Origin of the sequence: Peribacillus sp. V2I11 (assembly GCF_030817135.1) — a bacterium.
GTDB lineage: Bacteria > Bacillota > Bacilli > Bacillales > DSM-1321 > Peribacillus > Peribacillus simplex.
This window is the reverse complement of the sequence record NZ_JAUSYW010000001.1, coordinates 1,314,569-1,336,265: the sequence shown is the minus strand read 5'-3', so window position 1 is coordinate 1,336,265 and position 21,697 is coordinate 1,314,569. Positions and strand designations below refer to the sequence as shown.

Annotated in this window: 20 protein-coding genes; 10 read left to right on the top strand and 10 right to left on the bottom strand. The window is 41.0% G+C overall.

All coding sequences use genetic code 11. From position 1 onward, the window contains the following. The first annotated feature begins 208 nt into the window (after positions 1–208). The gene (locus QFZ73_RS06485; protein ID WP_251435363.1) at positions 209–1,063 is read left to right on the top strand and encodes a RhaT/GlcU family sugar-proton symporter; all 855 of its coding nucleotides are present in this window, start codon (positions 209–211) and stop codon (positions 1,061–1,063) included. A gap of 15 nt (positions 1,064–1,078) precedes the next feature. Then, positions 1,079–1,864: a glucose 1-dehydrogenase gene (locus QFZ73_RS06480; protein ID WP_307264370.1), complete on the top strand. Its 786-nt coding sequence runs from the start codon at positions 1,079–1,081 to the stop codon at positions 1,862–1,864. A 79-nt stretch (positions 1,865–1,943) separates the two neighbouring features. Here QFZ73_RS06480 and QFZ73_RS06475 read toward each other — a convergent pair whose 3' ends face one another. Together QFZ73_RS06475 and QFZ73_RS06470 are read right to left on the bottom strand one after the other, a co-directional pair. After that, on the bottom strand, positions 1,944–2,489 hold the full coding sequence (locus tag QFZ73_RS06475; protein WP_307264366.1) for an NADPH-dependent FMN reductase: 546 nt from the start codon (positions 2,487–2,489) through the stop codon (positions 1,944–1,946). Between the two features lie 117 nt (positions 2,490–2,606). After that, positions 2,607–3,563, bottom strand: coding sequence for a bile acid:sodium symporter family protein (locus tag QFZ73_RS06470; RefSeq protein ID WP_307264363.1), 957 nt, complete (start codon positions 3,561–3,563; stop codon positions 2,607–2,609). Positions 3,564–3,873: 310 nt separating this feature from the next. Between QFZ73_RS06470 and QFZ73_RS06465 the strand changes: the two genes are divergently transcribed. The 4 genes from QFZ73_RS06465 to cobT all read left to right on the top strand — a co-directional run bounded on the left by QFZ73_RS06465 (position 3,874) and on the right by cobT (position 7,130). Then, positions 3,874–4,290 (top strand): RrF2 family transcriptional regulator, encoded by a 417-nt coding sequence (locus QFZ73_RS06465; protein ID WP_307264360.1) that lies wholly within the window; start codon positions 3,874–3,876, stop codon positions 4,288–4,290. Positions 4,291–4,404: 114 nt separating this feature from the next. Beyond that, a complete protein-coding gene (locus QFZ73_RS06460) occupies positions 4,405–5,112 on the top strand; it encodes a nitroreductase family protein (RefSeq protein WP_251435371.1) in 708 nt (235 codons plus the stop codon). 289 nt (positions 5,113–5,401) lie between these two features. Beyond that, on the top strand, positions 5,402–5,950 hold the full coding sequence (lepB, locus tag QFZ73_RS06455; protein ID WP_251435373.1) for a signal peptidase I: 549 nt from the start codon (positions 5,402–5,404) through the stop codon (positions 5,948–5,950). 133 nt (positions 5,951–6,083) lie between these two features. Continuing rightward, positions 6,084–7,130 carry a nicotinate-nucleotide--dimethylbenzimidazole phosphoribosyltransferase gene (gene cobT / locus QFZ73_RS06450; RefSeq protein WP_307264353.1) on the top strand — a complete coding sequence of 349 codons (1,047 nt, stop codon included), beginning with the start codon at positions 6,084–6,086 and terminating at the stop codon, positions 7,128–7,130. 73 nt (positions 7,131–7,203) lie between these two features. Here the strand turns inward: cobT and QFZ73_RS06445 are convergent, their stop codons facing one another. Continuing rightward, a complete protein-coding gene (locus tag QFZ73_RS06445) occupies positions 7,204–8,604 on the bottom strand; it encodes a sigma-54 interaction domain-containing protein (RefSeq protein ID WP_373458914.1) in 1,401 nt (466 codons plus the stop codon). A gap of 259 nt (positions 8,605–8,863) precedes the next feature. On the opposite strand from QFZ73_RS06445, the gene QFZ73_RS06440 reads away from it, so the two are divergent. Together QFZ73_RS06440 and QFZ73_RS06435 are read left to right on the top strand one after the other, a co-directional pair. Then, positions 8,864–10,546: an alpha-keto acid decarboxylase family protein gene (locus QFZ73_RS06440; protein WP_373458913.1), complete on the top strand. Its 1,683-nt coding sequence runs from the start codon at positions 8,864–8,866 to the stop codon at positions 10,544–10,546. Positions 10,547–11,251: 705 nt separating this feature from the next. Further along, on the top strand, positions 11,252–11,416 hold the full coding sequence (locus tag QFZ73_RS06435) for a hypothetical protein (protein WP_307264344.1): 165 nt from the start codon (positions 11,252–11,254) through the stop codon (positions 11,414–11,416). A gap of 168 nt (positions 11,417–11,584) precedes the next feature. Here the strand turns inward: QFZ73_RS06435 and QFZ73_RS06430 are convergent, their stop codons facing one another. The 6 genes from QFZ73_RS06430 to QFZ73_RS06405 form a co-directional block, all read right to left on the bottom strand. Continuing rightward, positions 11,585–12,757 carry a C40 family peptidase gene (locus QFZ73_RS06430; protein ID WP_251435386.1) on the bottom strand — a complete coding sequence of 391 codons (1,173 nt, stop codon included), beginning with the start codon at positions 12,755–12,757 and terminating at the stop codon, positions 11,585–11,587. A 293-nt stretch (positions 12,758–13,050) separates the two neighbouring features. Continuing rightward, positions 13,051–13,227 (bottom strand): TIGR03943 family putative permease subunit, encoded by a 177-nt coding sequence (locus QFZ73_RS06425; RefSeq protein ID WP_307264340.1) that lies wholly within the window; start codon positions 13,225–13,227, stop codon positions 13,051–13,053. Then, positions 13,208–13,888, bottom strand: coding sequence for a TIGR03943 family putative permease subunit (locus QFZ73_RS06420; protein WP_307264337.1), 681 nt, complete (start codon positions 13,886–13,888; stop codon positions 13,208–13,210). The genes QFZ73_RS06425 and QFZ73_RS06420 overlap by 20 nt, the downstream gene beginning before the upstream one ends. A gap of 14 nt (positions 13,889–13,902) precedes the next feature. After that, a complete protein-coding gene (locus tag QFZ73_RS06415) occupies positions 13,903–14,784 on the bottom strand; it encodes a permease (protein ID WP_373458912.1) in 882 nt (293 codons plus the stop codon). Positions 14,785–15,299: 515 nt separating this feature from the next. After that, on the bottom strand, positions 15,300–15,932 hold the full coding sequence (locus tag QFZ73_RS06410) for a DNA-3-methyladenine glycosylase (protein ID WP_251435391.1): 633 nt from the start codon (positions 15,930–15,932) through the stop codon (positions 15,300–15,302). A 115-nt stretch (positions 15,933–16,047) separates the two neighbouring features. Next, a complete protein-coding gene (locus QFZ73_RS06405; RefSeq protein WP_307264335.1) occupies positions 16,048–17,604 on the bottom strand; it encodes an MDR family MFS transporter in 1,557 nt (518 codons plus the stop codon). Positions 17,605–17,875: 271 nt separating this feature from the next. On the opposite strand from QFZ73_RS06405, the gene proC reads away from it, so the two are divergent. Together proC and QFZ73_RS06395 are read left to right on the top strand one after the other, a co-directional pair. Further along, positions 17,876–18,682 (top strand): pyrroline-5-carboxylate reductase, encoded by an 807-nt coding sequence (gene proC / locus QFZ73_RS06400; RefSeq protein ID WP_251435395.1) that lies wholly within the window; start codon positions 17,876–17,878, stop codon positions 18,680–18,682. Between the two features lie 84 nt (positions 18,683–18,766). Then, positions 18,767–20,134, top strand: a complete 1,368-nt coding sequence (locus tag QFZ73_RS06395) for an FAD-binding oxidoreductase (RefSeq protein ID WP_307264330.1) — start codon at positions 18,767–18,769, stop codon at positions 20,132–20,134. Positions 20,135–20,469: 335 nt separating this feature from the next. Here QFZ73_RS06395 and ald read toward each other — a convergent pair whose 3' ends face one another. Then, entirely contained in the window at positions 20,470–21,603 is a 1,134-nt protein-coding gene (ald, locus tag QFZ73_RS06390; protein WP_076367639.1) for an alanine dehydrogenase, read from the bottom strand. Positions 21,604–21,697 lie beyond the last annotated feature (94 nt).

Genomic DNA, 21,697 nt, shown 5'->3' with positions numbered 1-21,697 from the left:
CAACATCATCAACATGATGGGTAGCTATTGCAATAACTTCACTATCATCAAAAAGGGCTGCGTTTGCAGCCCTTTTTGTGTTGAACACTTTTTGGGGGAAACACTTCATAAAATTACCAAGGGTCATTTCAAATAATGCGTACATATTAAAAGAAGACAAAATGAAATTTTCTGCTTAGTTTTGAACTTACATATATGGGGGTTGAAAATGGATATATTATTAGCTCTCTTGCCGGCATTATTCTGGGGAAGCATCGTTTTATTTAATGTGAAACTCGGGGGTGGACCCTATAGTCAAACACTAGGTACAACGATTGGTGCCTTGATTTTTTCAATTGGTGTTTATATTTTTGCCGATATTAAGTTGTCACTTCTGGTGTTTGGAGTCGGAGTCGTATCTGGATTGTTTTGGGCCGTTGGACAAGCTAATCAGCTTAAGAGCATTGATTTAATGGGAGTATCCAAAACGATGCCGATATCAACTGGATTGCAGCTCATTTCAACCACATTATTCGGGGTCATAGTTTTTAACGAATGGTCTACAATGAAAGCGATTATTTTAGGCGTTTTGGCATTAGTCTTCATTATTATAGGAATCGTCTTGACCTCCTTGGAAGATAAAGAATCAAAAGAGGGCAAGTCGGGAAACTTGAAGAAAGGAATTGTTATTCTCCTCATCTCGACATTCGGTTATTTGGTTTATGTGGTCGTGGCCCGTCTATTTGATGTTGATGGCTGGTCAGCGTTGTTCCCTCAAGCGATCGGGATGGTGATAGGCGGTCTGTTATTGACTTTTAAACATAAACCATTTAACAAATATACGATTCGCAATATCATTCCGGGATTGATATGGGCTGCAGGGAACATGTTTTTATTCATATCACAGCCCCGTGTGGGAGTGGCTACCAGTTTTTCCCTTTCGCAAATGGGCATAGTCATCTCAACTCTCGGCGGGATAATCATTTTACGTGAAAAGAAAACGAAGCGTCAACTAATTGGAATTGTAATTGGAATTATCTTGATCATCATAGCTGGGATTATGCTCGGATTGGCAAAAAGTTAATTGGAGGGTGATTAAATGTATTCAGATTTAGAAGGTAAGGTAGTTGTTATAACGGGTTCATCCACTGGTTTAGGAAAAGCGATGGCCATTCGCTTTGCTAAGGAAAAGGCAAAGGTCGTGGTTAATTATCGCACTAAATCAGAGGAAGCGGATAGTGTAATGGAAGAAATCAAAACAAATGGTGGGGAAGCTATTGCAATAAAAGGCGATGTCACCGTTGAAGAAGATGTGATTAACCTTGTTCAATCAGCGATAAAGAACTTCGGGAAACTCGATATATTCATCAATAATGCAGGAATTGAAAATCCGGTTCCATCTCACGAGATGCCGTTAAGTGACTGGAATAGGGTAATCAATACAAACTTAACCGGAAATTTCTTAGGCTGCCGTGAAGCTATCAAGTATTTTGTCGAGAACGATATTAAAGGGAATGTGATAAACATGTCCAGTGTACATGAGATGATTCCCTGGCCTTTATTCGTTCACTATGCGGCAAGCAAGGGCGGGGTGAAGCTGCTTACGGAAACCCTGGCTCTTGAATATGCACCAAAAGGGATCCGTGTGAACAGCATTGGTCCTGGAGCCATCGCCACGCCAATAAATGCCGACAAGCTTGAAGATCCCGAAAAGAAAAAGGATCTTGAAAGCATGATTCCGATGGGGTATATCGGAAAGCCTGAAGAAATTGCTGCGGTTGCTGCATGGCTGGCATCTTCAGAGTCCAGTTATGTAACGGGCATCACTCTATTCGCTGACGGAGGAATGACAAAATACCCTGCATTCCAAGCGGGAAGAGGATGAACTTTGTTTAATTCCCTCTTTTATCATGCAACAAGAATCCCAGCAGGATCAAACCTGCTGGGATTCTTGTTAAAAAGCATTAACGAGTATGATGGTTATACCAGCTAATGAAGTTATCGACGACAGTATCGATAAACTGGACAGTTGACTCATGTGTAAGCCTGCCTTCGTTATCGATTTTGTCATGCACTGCACCAACATATACTTCATTTCCGGGAAGGAGTGGGGAGGAGATGCCTATTGCGAATAAGATTTCACGCAAATGCAATTGAGCTTTAACCGTTCCTAATTGCCCCATTGACGCACCCATGATCCATGATGGTTTGCCGATCAAGACTTTATCGACACGTGATAACCAATCGATTGCATTGCCCAATACACCTGGAATCGTACCATTGTATTCAGGTGTTACCCACAAGACTGCATCTGCTTCGGCCACTTTGCTTTTAAATTCTTTTACAACTAATGGAGGGTCATTTTCAATATCTTGATCATAAAAAGGTAAATCCCGAATGTTCAAGATTTCTAGAGCAAACCGGTCATGATATCTAGTTTGAATATATTTGGCAAGCTTAAGGTTGTAAGACTCTTTACGGATACTTCCCACTATTGCAACAACTTTCATCTTCAATACCTCCAAGGATTTGTAATGGATAATCATGTAAATGTGTTCCACCACCTATTATAATTGGAATATTAATGAAAGGGAAAAAGGATGCCTAGGAAATAATCATTTGGCGGATCACCCTTCATTCACACCACGATGAAAATGCTTTTCCATGACATAGCCAAAAAAGGAGGCAAGCATTTGTTGAAACAGCATGCCAAGTACAACGGGTACCGCCACGGCAGCAGGGAAATAGGTGGTTGCTAGAACGGCTCCTGCACTGATGTTCCGCATACCGCCTGTAAATGTCAAGGTGAAGATATCCGCCCTATCCCATCTTAAACATGCACCGACCATCCAAGAAAGGGCATAACCTGAAGCAGCTATGAACAAAACCAAGAAGGCTATGATCATTAATTTCTTATCGAAATGGGTTAAATAAGGCGCAATTTTTGAACTGTTCAATATGACTACGATTCCAACGCTTATCTTGGAAAAAGGAGCTAAGCGGGGGGATAGTGTATATTGTATCTTCCCTTCTGTAACCTGATTCAAGAACATGGCAAGCATGGAGGGAAGAACGACCATTCCGATTAATCCTTTCACCATCGACCCTAAATCCATTTCGATCGAACCGCCCCCAAAAAGGGAAACACTGTAAGGAACGATGAATGGCGAGAGAAGGGTATCGATTAAGATGATGGTTAGGGCAAGTACGGCATTCCCGTTATAAATGGATACCCAGATCATACTGGTGACACCAGTTGGAATCACTACAGCCAGGACCAGGCCGGTAATCGTGAAAGCATCACCATGAAACACTAAATGGCCGAGACCAAAAGCCCAAATAGGCATAAGCATATGTAGGATGATCAATACGATTAATACAGGTAAAGGGTGGGTGACTGCCTGTTGCAGAGATTTAAAGTTAGAGCCTAAACTTCCGGAAAATGTAATGAAGGCAAATATCCATGGAACAAGAAAGGTGTAATCCATTAGATGTTCTGCCAATAATACCCCAATAGCCACACTTATCGGCGTGATGAGAGGCATAACTTTATCCAATTGTTTATTTATTGTTTTCAGCATCATTCATCCACTTTCTGAGCAAAGTACATTCTATTAAGTAAGTTTACCATATTCCAATAAATATAATTTGTAAGACAAGTAATTTGTCTATTTATTTTTGTCTGGATTTTTTAAAATGGTGAAAAGCATGTATTGGCAGGATAGATCTGGTGGGAGATCGTTCCTATTACTATCACTGCCCTGGAACTCCCAGCGGTCCAAAAAAGGGTTTTCCCGATGATATTCATTAAAAAGAGATTTTGGCAGGATTGTTCGATGAAGCGTTGTATATTCATTGAAAAATAGTTTAAAGTAGAGGATAGAGGTGAAAGAAATGTCAGAAAAGGTTTCCAGTATAATGTGGTTTAGTCTTGCAGTACAAGCCCTGATAGTTCTTGCTGATCATGATGGATTATGTAATAGTAATAAATTGGCCGATAAGCTTGATTCGGAGTCAGGTTTTCTTAGAAAAATATTAAGTAATTTAGTGAAGGCAGGGCTGATTCAAGCGAAGGAAGGCAGGGATGGGGGATATTCACTTGCCAAAAATCCCGAACAAATCATTCTTGCAGATATATACTCTGCAATTAAATCCGAACCTTTTTCAAAGGGCTTTCTTGATGTGAATGATAAAAAGTGCTTTCAACCATCTTCCCGCGAGGCTTTATGCGGTTTGAAAAACGAGATGGAGAGCTGGATTATACAAGGCTTGGAGCAGAAGACGATTGCTGATTTACTATCAAAATCTTAAAGTGAAAAACGAAACTGACAGGGTTTCGTTTTTCTTAAACTGTATTTGACAAAAGAACAGTACGCGTTATATACTGTTCCTGTATTAATAACAGTTAAATGGAGGTCATTAAAAATGACAAAAAATATAATGAGTAAAGAAGAGTACCTAAATAAATCGAAAGAAATGAGTATACCGCTTGAAAAGCCGAAGGTCCTTACTGATACGGACTTCATTACGGTAGCAAAAGAACGGAGATCTGTTCGCCAGTACGATGCTGAATACGTGATGACTGAAGAGGAAATTCGTGAAATCCTGGAGATTGCGATTCAAGCACCGTCTTCTTCCAACTTACAACCATGGAGATTCCTTGTGATTCAAGATAAGCAAACCCAGCAAGAATTGCTCCCCATCGCCAATAACCAACAACAAATCGTCGATGCATCTGCTGTCATTGCCGTTTTAGCTGATATAGAAGGTTACAAAAATGCAGAGCGGATTTATGGTGAATTAGTCAATAAAGGGATCATGAAGAATGAAATCAAAGAGCCATATGTAGCCTCAATCATGCATAATTACGGTAACTTTTCTGCTGAGAAAGCTTTAAGTGTAGCCATGATTGACGGTGGCTTGGTTTCCATGCAGATCATGTTAGCTGCAAAAGCAAAAGGATATGATACAGTTCCAATGGGAGGGTTCGATGAAGCCAAATTTGTTGATGCATTCAATGTTCCGGAAAACTTCAAACCTGTCATGTTAATTTCCCTTGGAAAAGGAACTAAAGCAGGGTTTGAAAAAGTCCGTTTGCCACTCGATACTATATTGACTTGGAATAAATACTAAGTTTCATAATATAAGGATGTTGGAGCAAGGGTGATACTAAGAAAAAAGGGATAGCTGAAATTCGCTATCCTTTTTTCTATATTGGATTTGCTCTGCGCTCCTGTTAATAAAAATGATTAATTCTCGCAAGCGATAAATGGATATGTTACAATTTTTCCAGATATTTCTTTTGGGATATCTCCTCGAAAATCACCCACCGCTCAGCATTAAGGGATTAAAAGCGCTAAAGAATTGGTCTAGACGCTGCGTGCCAATATTAGCCGTTGACAATGGATGGGAGGGAGCCCTTATGAAGAATGAAGTGAAAAGTGAAGTGTTCTCGTGGTTGAAATCTATCTTATTCGCTTTAATCATCGTTTTCATTTGCCAACAGTTTTTATTTACACCAGTTACAGTAAAAGGTGAATCAATGGAGCCGACTTATGAAAATGATGACCGGATCGTGGTAGCTAAAATCGGAAAGCCGGAGCGCTTCGATATGGTCGTATTTTATGCCCCGGACGCGGAAGAGAATTATATAAAAAGGGTGATAGGTTTACCAGGTGACAGTGTCGAAATGAAAGATGATGTCTTATATATCAATGGTAAAAAGTATACGGAACCATATTTGAAAACAAAAAAGGAGGAAATTCCACCTGAAGAAAATCTGACGGAGAATTTCACCCTGAATGATTTACTTGGGAAATCCAAGGTGCCTGTTGGTCATTTATTTGTCATGGGGGATAATAGAAGGAACAGTTGGGATGGAAGAAGATTTGGTTTTATTTCTGAGGAATCACTTGTAGGCAAAGTGAAATTTCGAATCTACCCATTAAATGAAATGGGAGTGCCGAAGTAAATGGATCACAGAGAATACAAGTGAGGGCCAAAAGGATAATTATATGGACTAAATTGTATTTATAGCAGATGATGGTTAAGAACCTTTTCCGATGGTTAAGGTTTTTTCATTTTGGATTGTAGGGGGTATTAATATGACGAATGGGTTAGCTGCCATCTCCATCCCGATGCTGGATGAAGAAATGGGACGGCAGGTTAAAGGACATGTCGATTCGCTGACGGTTCCTCAGGGAAGCCTAGGACGGCTTGAAGAATGGATAATCGAACTGGCCAAGATGACAGGAGAGGCATTTCCGGACATTTCGAAACCGGGGGTGATCGTGTTTGCAGCCGATCATGGAATTACGGAAGAAGGGGTTTCGGCTTATCCAAAAGAAGTGACGGAACAAATGGCACTCAATTTCCTGAATGACGGTGCTGCCATAAATGTATTAAGCCGCGCGATAGATGCTTACTTGGACATTGTCGATATAGGGATCGATGCAGATATCGAAGCACCGGGATTAACTTCGAGAAAAGTCCGCAATGGAACTAGAAACTTTTATAAGGAAGAGGCAATGACAAAGGAAGAAGTAATTCAAGCGCTTGAAATTGGATATGACCGTGCACAGAAAATGATTGCCCGTGGAGCGAACTGCCTGATTCTTGGTGAAATGGGAATCGGAAATACGACTTCCAGTACCGCCATCATCTCCATCGTAAGCGGGAAAAGCGTCGAATCACTAGTGGGGAAGGGAACAGGATTGAAGTCAGAAGGCATTTTACATAAGCGAAGAATAATTGAAGAAGCGATATCATTTAGAAATCCTAGTCCTGATGATCCAATCAATATTTTGATGAAAATCGGTGGATTCGAAATTGCAGGTATGGCAGGGGCCATGCTAGCTGCAGCTAATAACCGTATACCCATTCTTGTTGATGGTTTCATTACAACCACGGCTGCTGTATTGGCCAACCTGATTTCCGGACGTGCAGCCGATTATATGTTTGTTGGACATCGATCTGCAGAACCGGGTCATAGAACGGCCATAGAACTGCTTGGCAAGGAGCCGATCCTCGACCTGGGAATGAGAATCGGGGAAGGAACAGGGGCCGCCTTGTCATACCCCATCCTTAAGGCAGCGACATTGGTCATTAAAGAAATGGCAACATTTGAATCTGCAGGTGTGTCAAATAAATAAGAAATAGGAGACCTTCATGTGAAGGTCTCCTATTTCTATATGCTCAAAAGGGGAGATTGCAGTGAAATATTTTTTACTTAATGGGTAGTTGACCTTTATATTTCTTCATTTTCCTGACGACGGAAGGCTGGCTGATCCCTAAGAATTTAGCCATTTCATATGTGGACTTACATTGTTTACTCGCTTTCATCATCATCCATTTTTCCACTTGTTCGAGCGCGGTATTGAGATCACGGTCATCAACCATCATATCGTCGATCATTAAGGTATCATCCATTTTCTCCAAAGATTCTTGTCCATGGAAATGGGAGGGGAGAAAGCCTGGGAAAATGATGGAGTCTTCCGAGGTCAAAATGAGCCGTTCAATCAGGTTTTCCAATTCACGCACGTTTCCTGACCATTTATGCTGAATAAGTATTTCGTAAGTTGAAGGGTGCAATTTCTTATCTGACTTGTATTTCCTGTTGATGATTTCGAGATTATGATTGATTAAGATGGCAATATCTTCTTTTCTTTCTCGTAATGGCGGTATTTGAATGGGAATCACATTTAAGCGGTAATACAAATCGAGCCTGAATGTTCCCTTTTCCACCATTTCCTCAAGGTTTTGATTGGTTGCCGTTACAAGCCGAAAATCTATCTTATGCTCTTTTTTTCCTCCCACTCTTTTAAAAGTCTTCTCTTGCAGGACATTCAATAATTTCACTTGCATATCCAGGGGAAGCTCCCCGATTTCATCGAGAAATAAGGTTCCGTTATCTGCTTGTTCAACCAGCCCTTGCTTCCCCTGCTTTTGCGCACCGGTGAAGGATCCCGCTTCGTATCCAAACATTTCGGATTCAAAGAGACTTTCTGGGATGGTACTGCAGTTGACTTCGATGAATGGCTCTTTGCTGCGGTAACTCTGATTATGTAGCCGGCGGGCGAAGACGCTCTTTCCCACACCGGATTCCCCAAGAAGCATGACGGTGGCATCCGTTTTGGAAACACGGTGTATCGTTTTGGCGATTTGCCGCATTTCCTTGCTGCGAAAGATCAGCTCCTCCTGTTCCCTAAGTTCCTCGACCTCCGATTGGTATTCTTGAATCTTTTTCTCCAATTGACCGTACTGATCCTGGAGGTTCCTGATTTCAGTTTGATCTTGGGCATAACTGACGACACGAATCAATTCACCATGTTCATCAAAGATGGGATAGGCAGTCGACATGACGATTTTTCCTGTCTTCGTATGCTGCATGATCTGGACAGGTGTTTTCTCTTTCAATACCATGGCGGAAATCGAAGGTGAAAGGATTCCTTCCGTTTCGAGCTGGTAAACGGATTTCCCCAGATAATGGTCTGGTTCGATTCCATATATCCACCAATGGTTAGGATTCGTGAATAAAATGAATCCTTTTTCATCGGTCACGGTAATATTGTTATTGGATGTGTTGATGATGCATTCCAAAACTCTTTTGACATTGTTATCACTCATCATTTTCCCCCTTATCCACTGTTCCGTGATTCAAATATAAATCAAAAACAGAGGTGGAATCAAGAATTTTCAGATATTTTGATTTATATTTGAATCATTTTTTAGTAGATTCCATGGCTGGGATCATGTCAATCACATCATTCAGCAAAGTTAAAACTAGACCTAATAGAGTAGCGAACCTACCTTATGTATATGGATACTTACGGTTAACCCACTTATGTTTGGGTATAAATAAAGTAGAGAGTAATCGAATGAAGGAGTGATTGACTTGGCTGGAAACAGAACCTTGGGACAATATTTATACGACTGCTTAAAAGCAGAAGGCATTACAGAGATTTTTGGTGTGCCAGGAGACTATAATTTCTCATTGCTAGATACTTTGGAAGATTACGATGGGATTGAGTTTATTAATGGACGAAATGAACTAAATGCTGGATACGCAGCGGATGCTTATGCCCGGGTGAAGGGCATGTCGGCACTCATTACCACCTTTGGTGTCGGTGAAATGAGCGCATGTAATGCAATCGCTGGCGCGTACAGTGAAAATGTGCCGCTCATACATATTGTCGGCTCGCCAAAGTCCATGATGCAACAGGAGAAGGAGCTTGCCCATCATACGTTAATGGATGGAGATTTTGATGTTTTCCGAAAGGTTTATGAGTATATCACCAGTTATACGGCAATTCTTACACCAGAAAACGCAGCTAGGGAGATACCGGCTGCAATCAGAATCGCTAAAGAAAAGAAAAAGCCCGTTTATTTGGTAGTGGCTATCGATCTTGTTGAAAAACCGTTGCTTTCTCACAGTGAGACTTCTGAAAATGTGGCCAAAACGAATGTCGATGCGGTGCAGTCAGCAGTGGAACATATAAAAGGTATGTTAAAACATGTAAACAAAGCGGTTCTGCTTGTGGACGTGAAAACACTTCGTTATAACCTGCAGAAACCCGTACTGCAGCTCGCTGAGAGGTTAAATGTTCCAGTTGCTTCGTTAATGCAGGGAAAAAGCGGGTTTGATGAGAGCCATCCCCAGTATATTGGTGTATACGGCGGAGCTTTCGGAAGTATGGATGTAACTCAGACTGTAGAAGAAGCGGATTTCATCATAGCCGTTGGTGCTGTTTGGTCAGACGTCAATACTTCCAAAGGTACAGCAAAGCTTAACCCGTTGAAAATGTTGGAAATTCAACCTGACACATTAAAAGTGGGAGAAGCCAGTTATATGAATGTCAGGGCGGAGGAAATTCTAAATGCCCTCCAGGACATTGGCTACCGGCAGAACGAATCTGTCGGAAACATCTCGTTTCCGTATGACACAATGGTGGAAGACCCATCAGCACCACTGGAAGCGGCTTCCTATTATCCTCGAATTCAGCAAATGTTGAAGGAAAATGACATTGTGGTCACGGAAACAGGAACATTCTCTTATGGCATGTCACAGGTCAGGTTGCCGAAAGGGGCGACCTACATAGCTCAGGGAGGCTGGCAAAGCATCGGATATGCGACGCCCGCAGCTTTCGGTGCTTGTATAGCGGATAGAAACCGGCGTGTTCTTTTGTTTACCGGAGACGGCTCGATACAGCTGACAGCACAGGAAATAAGCTCGATGCTGGAGAACGGCTGCAAGCCCATCGTGTTCATCCTCAACAATAACGGCTACACGATAGAAAAATTCTTAAACGTCAAAGTCGATATAGAAAAGCAGAAATACAACGAGATACCAGAGTGGGATTATACAAAACTGGCTGAAGCGTTTGGTCAAGAGGCATTTACAGCAAAAGTCGAGACGAATGGTGAATTGGATGATGCCATTACAAATGCTCAGGACATGAACGCCGATAAGCTTTGCCTTATAGAATTGGTCGTGAAAGATCAAATGGATGCACCGGATTATTTGCAAAAAATGAGGCAGTATCTTGAAAAGCAAGAAAAACTAAAGTAATACCAAAAGGAAGTTCGGAATCTCACCCCGGACCATGATTTAAAAACATGACTAGATTATCCTTAATGGTTTTTTACTGTAATCCTTATTGGATTGAAGAAATTTGCTACACCCCTGCCGAATAACTGGCTAGCTGAGATCCCGCTAGATGCTTGAGGCGAGGAGGCTTGGCAGCCAGTCGGCGCAAAGGGAGCGGATTTCTGAGATGGAATGTGTTTCTATTAAAAACTGTAGGCAAACTTGCTCTTCTTATTAGTCAGTCTGAAAGGTCTTCTTTGATGAAGGCCTTTTTTTTGTTGGCAATGGTTTTACAGTACTTACTACTTATACGGTCCGATCAAGGACAAGAAGGGCAAGTTGAAAAAGTAAACAAGATATTTCCAGAATGACAATACCAGTATTGGTCACTGTCATTTCAAAATTGAAACCAGGAATTTTTAAATTAAGAGTATTATTATAATGTCACGAAGTAATAGGGAATATATTTTTCCTAAGTGGAGAAAACCATTCTTTTTACGTTTGGCAATTTCCATGGATAAAGGGGCACAAAAATGCTTAAAAATGTATCATTAGGACGGTTAATAGAGCCGAATAAAGAAAATCTCAACAATAATCAGCTGTTCATAGATCTTATTTAAGAAAAAGTCCATAAAAAGTGAGAGGAAATGCAGGAATGACATCTAACAAAACAGGCAGGTGATGAAAATGTTATTAAGAAGAGCCTGGTTATTACAACAAACGATGACCTATCATAGAAAAAAGAAGGCTGAAATAGCTGAACGAAAGGAATTATCAAGCTTGGAAGGAGTCCGTATCAGTAAACAACTTAATTATGCGATTATGGTGATGCAAAGGTTAATGCGCGAGTGAGGATGAGAAGGGTTATAAGCCATAACACCAGTTGGCGGCAATTTGACATTATAATACGTAAAAAAGCGTGTATGATATTTTATCAAAACACGCTTTTTCCATTTGCCCTTTTATAGAGTTTATTTAAGTGAGTGTGTAGCTAACATTTGTTTTCTGCCATATCATTATTTAGTTAAGAACACGGACTGCCTTTACAAAGCCAGGTCCCCAGTAAGAATTGTTAATGTTTGCGTAGGATACACCTTTAGATGTAGAAGCATTGAGCATTTGACCGTTACCGGCATAAATTCCCACATGATTGATTACACCATCATTATTGGTATCAAAAAATACTAAATCCCCTTTTTGGAGGGATTTTGAAGATACAGCTGTACCAACGTGTGATTGTGCCACTGAATTTCGAGGCAAGGAAACACCTGCACTTTGGAATGCCCTTAATGTGAATGAAGAGCAATCAAATACGTCAGTGCGTGAAGTGCTCGCACCGTAAACATACTTGGCTCCCATGTATTTAGCGCCAGCTGCCAAAACTTGATCCGCTTTGGTCGATTTGGACGGTTTTTTAATTGCAGTTGCAGATGCTTTCCCAGAAACACGGATGGTTTGGCCTATACGAATACGATTGGAATTAGAAATATTAGGGTTTATTTTAAGTAAGGCACTAAGGGAAAGGTTATATCTTTTAGCGATTGTTGATAAGGAATCCCCTAATTTAACCACATAAACTTCTGTTGTATTTTTACTATTATCCGGATTGCTGGTAAGGGTATTAACCTTTAAGATCTGGCCGGGAAAAATAAGGCTACTAGTCAAATGGTTTTTAGACTTTAATTGTTGGATAGTCATATTATTGACTCTGGCAATTTTGTCCAGGGAGTCGCCGGATTTGACTGTATATGTAGCATTAGATTGACTGTTTTTAGCCGTAAAGCTGGATGCAGGGGCTTGTCCGGAAACCCGGATGGATTGGCCAATATAAATGCGGTCCGAATTAGATATATCAGTGTTTAATTTAAGCAGGGCACTAAGGGAAAGGTTATATTTTTTAGCAATTTTAGATAAAGTATCCCCCAATTTAACCACATATTTTCCGGTTTTATCCTTATTTTTATCTGCCTGGGCTTTAGTATTAACCTTCAAGACTTGGCCGGGAAAAATAAGGTTACTAGTCAAATGGTTTTGAGATTTTAATTGTTGGACAGTTGTATTATTAGCTTTAGAGATTTTATCAAGGGTGTCCCCTGATTTAACTTGATAAGAACCAGCATAAGCAGAGGTGCCGGCGATAAGGGTACCTATAATAGTTCCTGCAAGAATGAAAGAGTTTTTCGAATTGTTCATTTAGGAAAGTTCCTCCTGATGTGGTAAAAAAATATGTAGCATTTATATTATAAAGGTAAGGCAAATAAAAAACATGACCCATATAAATAAAATTCAACTTTTTCGTCATTTTTCAGGTTATTTTGTAGATCTGTCACATCGAGTGGATTCAAGTGGGGAGTAAAAGAGCCATATCTTTAATTTGCATAAAGAGATAACTAGTCTAAAAGAGCATTTCATAAAATGGAAGTTTTGAGGTAATAAAAAAGAAAGGAAAGAACAATATAATATCCTTACCTTTCCATGATGAATTTTTAATATTGTCTATAAACGTAGGGATCATCTGGTTTAGCGATTTTACTATGTGATGATACTTTGAGCAGGGGAATGGTTTTCTTGAATGGCTGATAATAAATCGATTCCAATTCACCTGTCACGGAATACCACTCATCATTTTTAGGATGCATTCCTTCAGGAAATTCGATTAGCATACCGAATACCCCAGAGTCTGCTACACAGTGAATGACCCCAAAACGACAACAGGAATACCTGGTTTTTGGCTAGCTCATCTGAATTGTACGAAAATCCGGTTAACGTTATTTGCTTGCCAGTGAACTTTCCAGGAGAGTAATAGATGGCTTCTAAATCGTTTAGATAGTTTTTATCGGTTAATTGAAGACTATCACGATCAACCAAGCCTTTAAGAGAGTTATCCATTAAAGTTAAATAGTCATCCTTGCCATAATAAAGACTCGTATCCGGCTGCAGAAATTGATGTTGGCTATATTCATCCGAGTCTTCATATACTGGGAAATGAAATCCTTTTTTTTCTACGATATTGGAGTCCATAGTGGCAACAGGCAAAAAGAGACCGGTTAAAATGGGAATGAAGTATAGGAAGTAAGTAAGGTTCCTTTTCCATTTCTTATTTTCCTGGGAGTGATCATGTCCGCACTGACAATCAACACATTCTTCCTGATTATCTTCCTTAAAATATAAGTAAGATCCCATTAACGTGAATATTGCCAGTATATAGATGGCAATCTGTGAAACATATGAATATTCCATATTAATGTATTTCGATATATTCCCTGAGGCGTGTAAATGCATGAATAAAAAAGTAAGTCCAAGTAATATGAATAATCTTCCCATATAAAACACCCTCTTTAAGAAATAAACAATAAAGTTAGGCCTAAGACGGAAATAAATATATAGGCCATCAAACATAAAACGAATTTTGTTTTGAAGGTACCTAAAAGCATGATCGTATTTTTAATATCAAACATGGCCCCAAATACAAGAAAAGCAACTAGTGAAGAGGGCGAGAAGGTACTTCTAAAAGAACTTGCAACAAAGGCGTCCGCTTGGGAACACAAGGACATGACATAGGACAAAGCCATCATGACTGCATTCCCGGATAGTTTTCCTTGACCTATTTCAAGCAATAGGGATGTTTTCAAAAAGGTTTGAATGGCAGCTGCCAGCAGTGCACCAATGATTAAGTATTTTCCAACAGAAAAGAACTCTTCGATCGAGTGTTTAAACATCCCCGTTATTTTGTCTTTAAATGTAAGTTTATGGTGATGTATATGTTCGATATGTTCCTGTTTAAGCTGATTTGTCTTAAATTGAAAAGACAGGATGCATGCAATGATCAGGACGACCACGAATGCAATTCCGCCACGATAGAAAACCATGCTCCAGCTATTACCAAACGCAATATAGGTGGAAAACAGGACGATCGGATTGAGAATGGGTGCAGAAAGCATAAAGGCAATGGCCGCTGATAGAGGAACCCCTTTAGCAATCAAACGGCGGGTAATCGGGACGATCCCGCACTCGCACGCAAGAAAAGAGACCCCTGCACCTATTGCGGATAGAACTGATAAGATCGGATTTTTCGGTATAATCTTTGCAATCATCTCTTCTGATACAAACATTTGGATGATTCCAGATATAAGGACTCCCAGTAGAATGAAGGGAAGGGATTCAATAAGGATACTAATAAAAATCGTATTCATTTGCAAAAGGGCCTGAACGTTCATCATAAACCACCTTCCATATTGCTGACTTTACTATAGTAGGTTTGTAATGGAAGGAAGTCAATTTATTATTACTGGTGTAATAGGCTGGAAGTTGAAAAGGGAGGAAAATAATAGGAATGGGATTGTAGAATATTGAGGGATGTTGAATAATGTAAGGATTAGTTTGGCAGTTGAAAAGGGGGACGGAATAGTGAAAGGTTATTAGTTGTCACTAAGAAGGGTAAGAATTACTTCAACTAACGCCTTGTTCCTTTTGAGTTTATGGCTGTCATTAGCTATATTCATAAAACGTTCATTCACGACTTTTTGATATGGATTTCGGGATGCGAAGTCATTGTTTTTTCATTACCCCATTATTCAGGCCGACTAGGATAGAACTCCAAAACACTCTATACTGGTATAATTCCCTTTTTAAATTTCGATTCCCTTGTATTTAACTATTCTTACGGAAATAGTAAAATCCCCTCTAAGTGTTTGTATAACTACCATAGTTACACCGTTCACTTAGGGGGATAACATCACTGGGATTTTTTCGGTACCCCTTTATTAATTAGGTTCTTACGGGATATAAACGGATTGTCGGTAACCCAGAAACGCCAAGGGTAATCTTTTGCTACCCCTGAGTTGTCAATTCCGACGCGGGGGCCGCTGGATATGTGTTCAGGCTGTTTTCCGGCAGCTAGATATAGCGGGGGATCCGTAAAAGAGTGACCATAATCATCCATGGTGATGCCTAGTGCCTTTGTTAACTTCCCAGGTCCATCGGTCCATTTACGAATATCGGCAATTCCGCGTCTTTCATGCATTAACTCAAGCCCGGAATAGGGTTCAACCGCCCGGATTAAAATGGCCTCCGGATTTTCAGGCCCGCCGCTTACGACATTGACCAGTGTATGTGTGTGCATGACGTATGTATATATCAAACCGGAATTTCCGAACATCACTTCCGTCCGTTTTGTCCTTCTATTTCCAAAACTATGTGCGGCCCTGTCCCCAGGTCCAATATATGCCTCTGTTTCAACAATGAATCCAGAAGAGGTTCCTTCCGCTGTTTCTTTTACAATCAGGCAGCCAAGAAGGGATTTTGCCAGTTCAAGCGTGGGCTGCTGATAAAAATCAACAGGCAAAATTGAATGGTTTTTCTTGTTTATAGTATCACCCCATTTAGTCTCATACAGGTAAAATTCCCTTATCAATGAAAAAGAAACATAGGATTCGAAGCATTAAAAGGCCGGCTGATAATATCAGCCGGTCCCGAGCATATTTTTAGCCTAATACTTTTTCCGTTTCTTGATCTCTTTTGATTCGGCCCGAACCCACGGAAAGTGCCACTAATATCCCCGCGGAAACAAAAAAGATACCGGTGATGAAAACACTGGAGAATGCCTCGATCCAAGCATTTTCAATCGTTTTTACAAGGACATTGCTGACTTCTGCGGGCATTTTAAGGTTCTCAGGATATAGCATGATGTTGAATAACGCATCCGTTTTATCGGCTAATGCTTTCAGTGCCTCATGCAATATAGGGTCCTTTTGGCTTACGACCGCATCATCCATATTTTGCTGGAGATTATGATTCATGACAGCGTTCAAAATCGTGATGCCCATCGTTCCTCCTATTGATCGGAAGAATGTCGAAGCCGCTGTAACCGACCCTAGCTGTGATTTTGGAAATTCGTTTTGAACGGCAATCATCAATGTCGGCATGACAAGACCCATACCTATTCCAAGGATGGCCATGAATGAGTACGCAGTGAATATAGTCGTACTGCCGTCCATCGTACTCATTAGGAAAAAGCCGAGCGTCGCAAACGCCATTCCAAAGGTGAGCACGGTACGAAAACGGAATTTCAATAGTAACCGCCCGCCAATGATGCTGGAAAGAATCATACCGATCATCATCGGAGTCATGGTCGACCCCGCTTTTGTTGGTGAAACTCCCAGTACGCCTTGCATGAACAGCGGGACGAACATGATTGCCCCGAACATGCCAAGGCCAAGCAGGAATCCCAAAATATTCGTGGTGGAAAAAACCCTATTTTTAAAATCAAGGATCGGTTCGACTGCTCTTCTTTCAAAAATGATGAAGAGGGCAATGAAGACAAGAGTGCTGCCGAAAATCAAGAGAGATTCTAGTGATAACCATTCGAACTTATCACCACCGAAGGTCAAGCCGAGAAGTAACAGGACAATACCAGGAATCAAGGTGAAAATCCCTAGATAATCGATATTCACTTTCTCTGCTTTCCTTATGGCTTCATGTTTCAATCCTACATAAATCAAAATGGCAGATAGTAAGCCCGTCGGTACATTGATCAGAAAGATCCAATGCCAGCTGATATGGTCAACGATCAGGCCGCCCAGAAAAGGGCCAATGACGGAACTTAAACCAAAAAGGGCTCCAAATACACCCTGCCATTTGGCTCTTTGTTCAGCAGAGAATATATCGCCGATTATCGTTTGGGATAAAGGCATGATCATTCCGCCGCCGATTCCCTGCAGCCCCCTGTAGATGATCAATTGCTCCATCGAAGTGGCTGTGGCACATAAAAACGAACCGATCGTAAAAATGATCGTACCAAGCAGATAAAGGGAACGCCTGCCATATAAATCAGATAGCTTTCCAACAATGGGCACAACAGTTGTTGAGACTATTAAATAGGCAGTCGTCACCCATGCAAAGATGGTAAAACCATTCAATTCCCCGATGATTGTCGGCATGGCCGTACCGACGATCGTCTGTTCCAATGAACTGAAAAACATTCCTATGATCAAACCTGTTAAGACAAGCTTGGTATTGACCGCTTTTTTTTCCATTTTCATACGGTTTCTCCATTCCTAGAACTGTATTCCACATTCGTTTGTGACTGAAAGGTCAAAATTATAAATCTGAAATGACCAATTAGTCAACGTTTTTTTGCTAAAAATTTCAATTGCATGAAGGTGGATAAAGATTCATCCATAACACTTAAGTAATTCGACCAGAAACCACCAATTCCTTCCTGATTAATATCTCCAACGTGTTTCCAATTATCAAATCCGATATAATAAATAAGAAGGAATATAGATGAACTTATGATTGGAAGTGTAAGATATGAATAAAAAAATCGGGTTTATTGGATGCGGTAAAATGGGTGAGGCAATGCTTGAGGGCATGTTGCTTGCAGAGGTCATTGCACCAGAAGGAATCATGGTCAGTACTGCAAGTGTGGAAACCAAAACTAAAATCACCACGAAATATAAGGTTAAAGGCACTTTGGATAATAAAGAGGTTGCCGGTTTTGCCGATTTTCTCTTTCTTGGGATCCAACCTGCCATGCATAAGCAAGTGCTTGAAGAAGTGAAGAATCATGTGAAAGAAGACGCTGTGATCATCACTATGGCAGCGGGAATCACTATATCTCGAGTTGAGAACAGCTTCGGAAAAAAAGTGAAGGTTGTCCGGACGATGCCAAACACTCCTTCGCTTGTCGGTGAAGGCATGACGGCCATGAGCATAAATGATGAAATTACCGATGCTGATATAGAGGATTTGACTGCACTGCTGAATAGTTTCGGTAAAACGGAAATCCTCCATGAAGATTTGATGGACGCAGTACCGGCCATCAGCGGTTCGTCGCCTGCTTATGTATACATGTTCATCGAGGCGCTGGCTGATGGCGGGGTCCGTGATGGCATTCCGCGGAAACAAGCATACCGAATGGCGGCACAAGCTGTACTGGGAGCTGCTAAAATGGTACTCGAAACGGAAAGACACCCTGCTGCTTTAAAGGATGATGTCTGCACACCGGGCGGTTCAACGATAGCTGCTGTGGCGTCTTTAGAAGAGAATCAGCTAAGATCCAGCATTCTACAAGCAATGAAGGCCTGCACGGATAAAACGAAAGGTTTCAGTAAGTGAAGAAAGATGGATTGCCTATTAGCGGGCAATCTCATTTTGTGTGATATTTTCAGAATGTTTGGTAAAAAAAGAGGAGGCTGCATAATGAATGGTTATATAGAAGAATTAAGGAAGATACTGACGGAAGAACAAGTAACGGTGAATGAAACTTTATTGGAACAGCACAGCCATGATGAATCCTATCACACTCCGCATTTACCGGATGTGGTCATATACCCAAGGGATACTGCGGAAGTCAGTGCAGTAATGCGGTATGCGAATGAGCATGGAATACCGGTCATTCCTTTTGGATTAGGATCAAGTTTGGAGGGGCATGTCGTTCCAGTCAAAGGGGGAATTTCCCTGGATTTGTCCTTGATGAATCAAATATTGGAAATCAGGGAAAATGATTTCCTTGTAAAGGTCCAACCAGGAGTGACAAGGACGCAACTCAATAAAGAATTAAAAAAATACGGTTTGTTCTTTTCCGTCGATCCTGGTGCCGATGCTACATTGGGAGGGATGGCAGCAACGAATGCAAGTGGGACGACCTCGGTCAAATATGGGATAATGCGTGATCAAGTCAGGGATTTGGAGGTGGTTTTAGCAAACGGTGAAGTGATTCATTCCGGAAGTTTAGCGACAAAATCATCATCAGGCATTCATTTGAATGGCTTGTTTGTCGGTTCCGAAGGTACGCTAGGTGTATTTACTGAACTGACATTAAAGGTCTATGGCATTCCTGAAGTCACAATGGCTGGGAGAGCTTCATTTCCAACCGTCGAACAGGCAGTATCTGCGGTTAATGGGATCATGCTTGCTGGAATCCCGATTGCACGAATTGAATTGGTTGATGCCGAGTCCATTAAAAAAGTTAATCAATTCATGGACAAATCCTATGATGTCCAACCAACTTTATTCCTCGAGTTTCATGGGAATTTTGCCGGACTGGAACAGGACGTCAAATTTGCCAAGGAAATCGTAAGTGATTTTGGCTGTGGGGATATCCAGTTTGAAACCGATTCAAAAGCACGGAATGCCTTATGGGAAGCGCGCCATAATCTCGCGTACGCATTCATTCACAGCGCACCTGGAAAGAAGCTGATGGTGACCGACGTAAGTGTGCCCCTTCATGAATTATCGAAGGCCATACTGGATACAAGGAAGAAAGTAGAACAATCCAAAGTGGAGGGTGCGATTGTAGGACATGTAGGTGACGGGAATTATCACGTATTGTTCATGATCGATCTGAAAAATCCTGAAGAAGTTAAAGAAGCGAAGAGATTAAATGAAGAAATCGTCGAATATGCACTAACCAAAGGCGGTACATGTACGGGTGAACATGGGGTAGGACTTGGAAAATTGAAGTATCAGCGTAGGGAGCATGGAGGAGCTTACGAAGTGATGAAAACGATCAAACAGGCACTGGATCCGAAAGGAATAATGAATCCTGGGAAGATTTTCATAGATTAAGAGGGATATTCCATTTTGTTGGATTAGTAATAACACGACTTGATCCCATATAAAATGTAGTGGCATATCTTGCCTATTATATGGGGCCAAGTTCCAATTACAAATCACGTAATTTAAACATATAATCAAAAATGACTTTCGTCTTTAATTCGAGCTATAATCGGAAAAATCGCCCGTCCGAGCAGATGATTCGACCTATACCCGGATAATCCGAACGTTGTGCGAGATAATCCGGCCTAGATCCAGATATTGTCCAAGGAAGTACAGCTTCAACGAGGTTCTCGTCCAAAAAAATAAGACTCCAGACACAATCTTGTCTGGAGTCTTATTTTTTATTAAGCGTTAATGTTGTTTGAGTTTAAGGCGTTTTCAACACTTACATAGTTGTAGCCAAGGTCTGTGGCAACTGCTTCGAACGTGATTTCACCGTTCGCTACATTGACGCCTTTTGCAAGTGCATCATTTTCAAGGATCGCTTTGATGGCACCTTTGTTTGCAATTTGAAGTGCAAATGGTACTGTTACGTTAGTTAAAGCAACTGTAGAAGTTTGAGGCACTGCTCCTGGCATATTCGCCACTGCATAATGCACTACTCCATGTTTTACATAAGTAGGGTTATCATGTGTTGTTATGTGGTCGACCGTTTCAAAGATACCGCCTTGGTCGATTGCAACATCGACAATGACTGAACCTGGAGACATCGATTTAACCATTTCTTCAGTAACGAGCTTAGGTGCTTTAGCACCTGGAATCAATACAGCACCGATTACTAAATCGGCATCTTTGACTGCTTCTGCAATATTATAAGGGTTGGAGATAAGTGTAGTCAGTTCATTCCCGAAAATATCATCAAGTTGACGAAGGCGGTCAGGGCTTAAGTCAAGAATGGTAACATCTGCGCCTAATCCAATAGCGATTTTAGCAGCATTCGTTCCAACCATACCTCCGCCGACAACAGCGACTTTACCACGTTTAACTCCAGGAACTCCGCTTAAGAGAATTCCTTTGCCGCCGTTATTTTTTTCAAGGAACTGAGCACCGATTTGTGCAGCCATGCGTCCTGCAACTTCACTCATTGGTGTCAATAAAGGAAGTGTGCGGTTTACTGCAACCGTTTCATAAGCAATGGCCAAGACACCGCTTTCTTTTAGGGCCTGAGCTAGTGCCGGTTCAGCCGCAAGATGTAAATATGTGAAAAGGATTAAATCTTTTCGGAAATATTTATATTCAGATGAGATAGGTTCTTTTACTTTCATGATCATTTCTGTGCTTGACCAAACGCTAGCAGCGTCCTCGACTATAACAGCACCAGCTTCTTGATATGATTCATTTGTAAAACTGCTTCCTAGCCCTGCGTTCATTTCGATTAATACTTCGTGCCCTGCGTTGACTAATGCTACAACCCCAGCTGGAGTGATAGCTACACGGTTTTCATTGTTTTTAATCTCTTTTGGAATTCCTATTCTCATCTTAATCCCTCCAATAATATGTTTTACTATTTGTATCACAAGTATAGTTGGAAAAAGAAACAGTTAGTATGTGGAAATCAGAAAAATGAAAAAG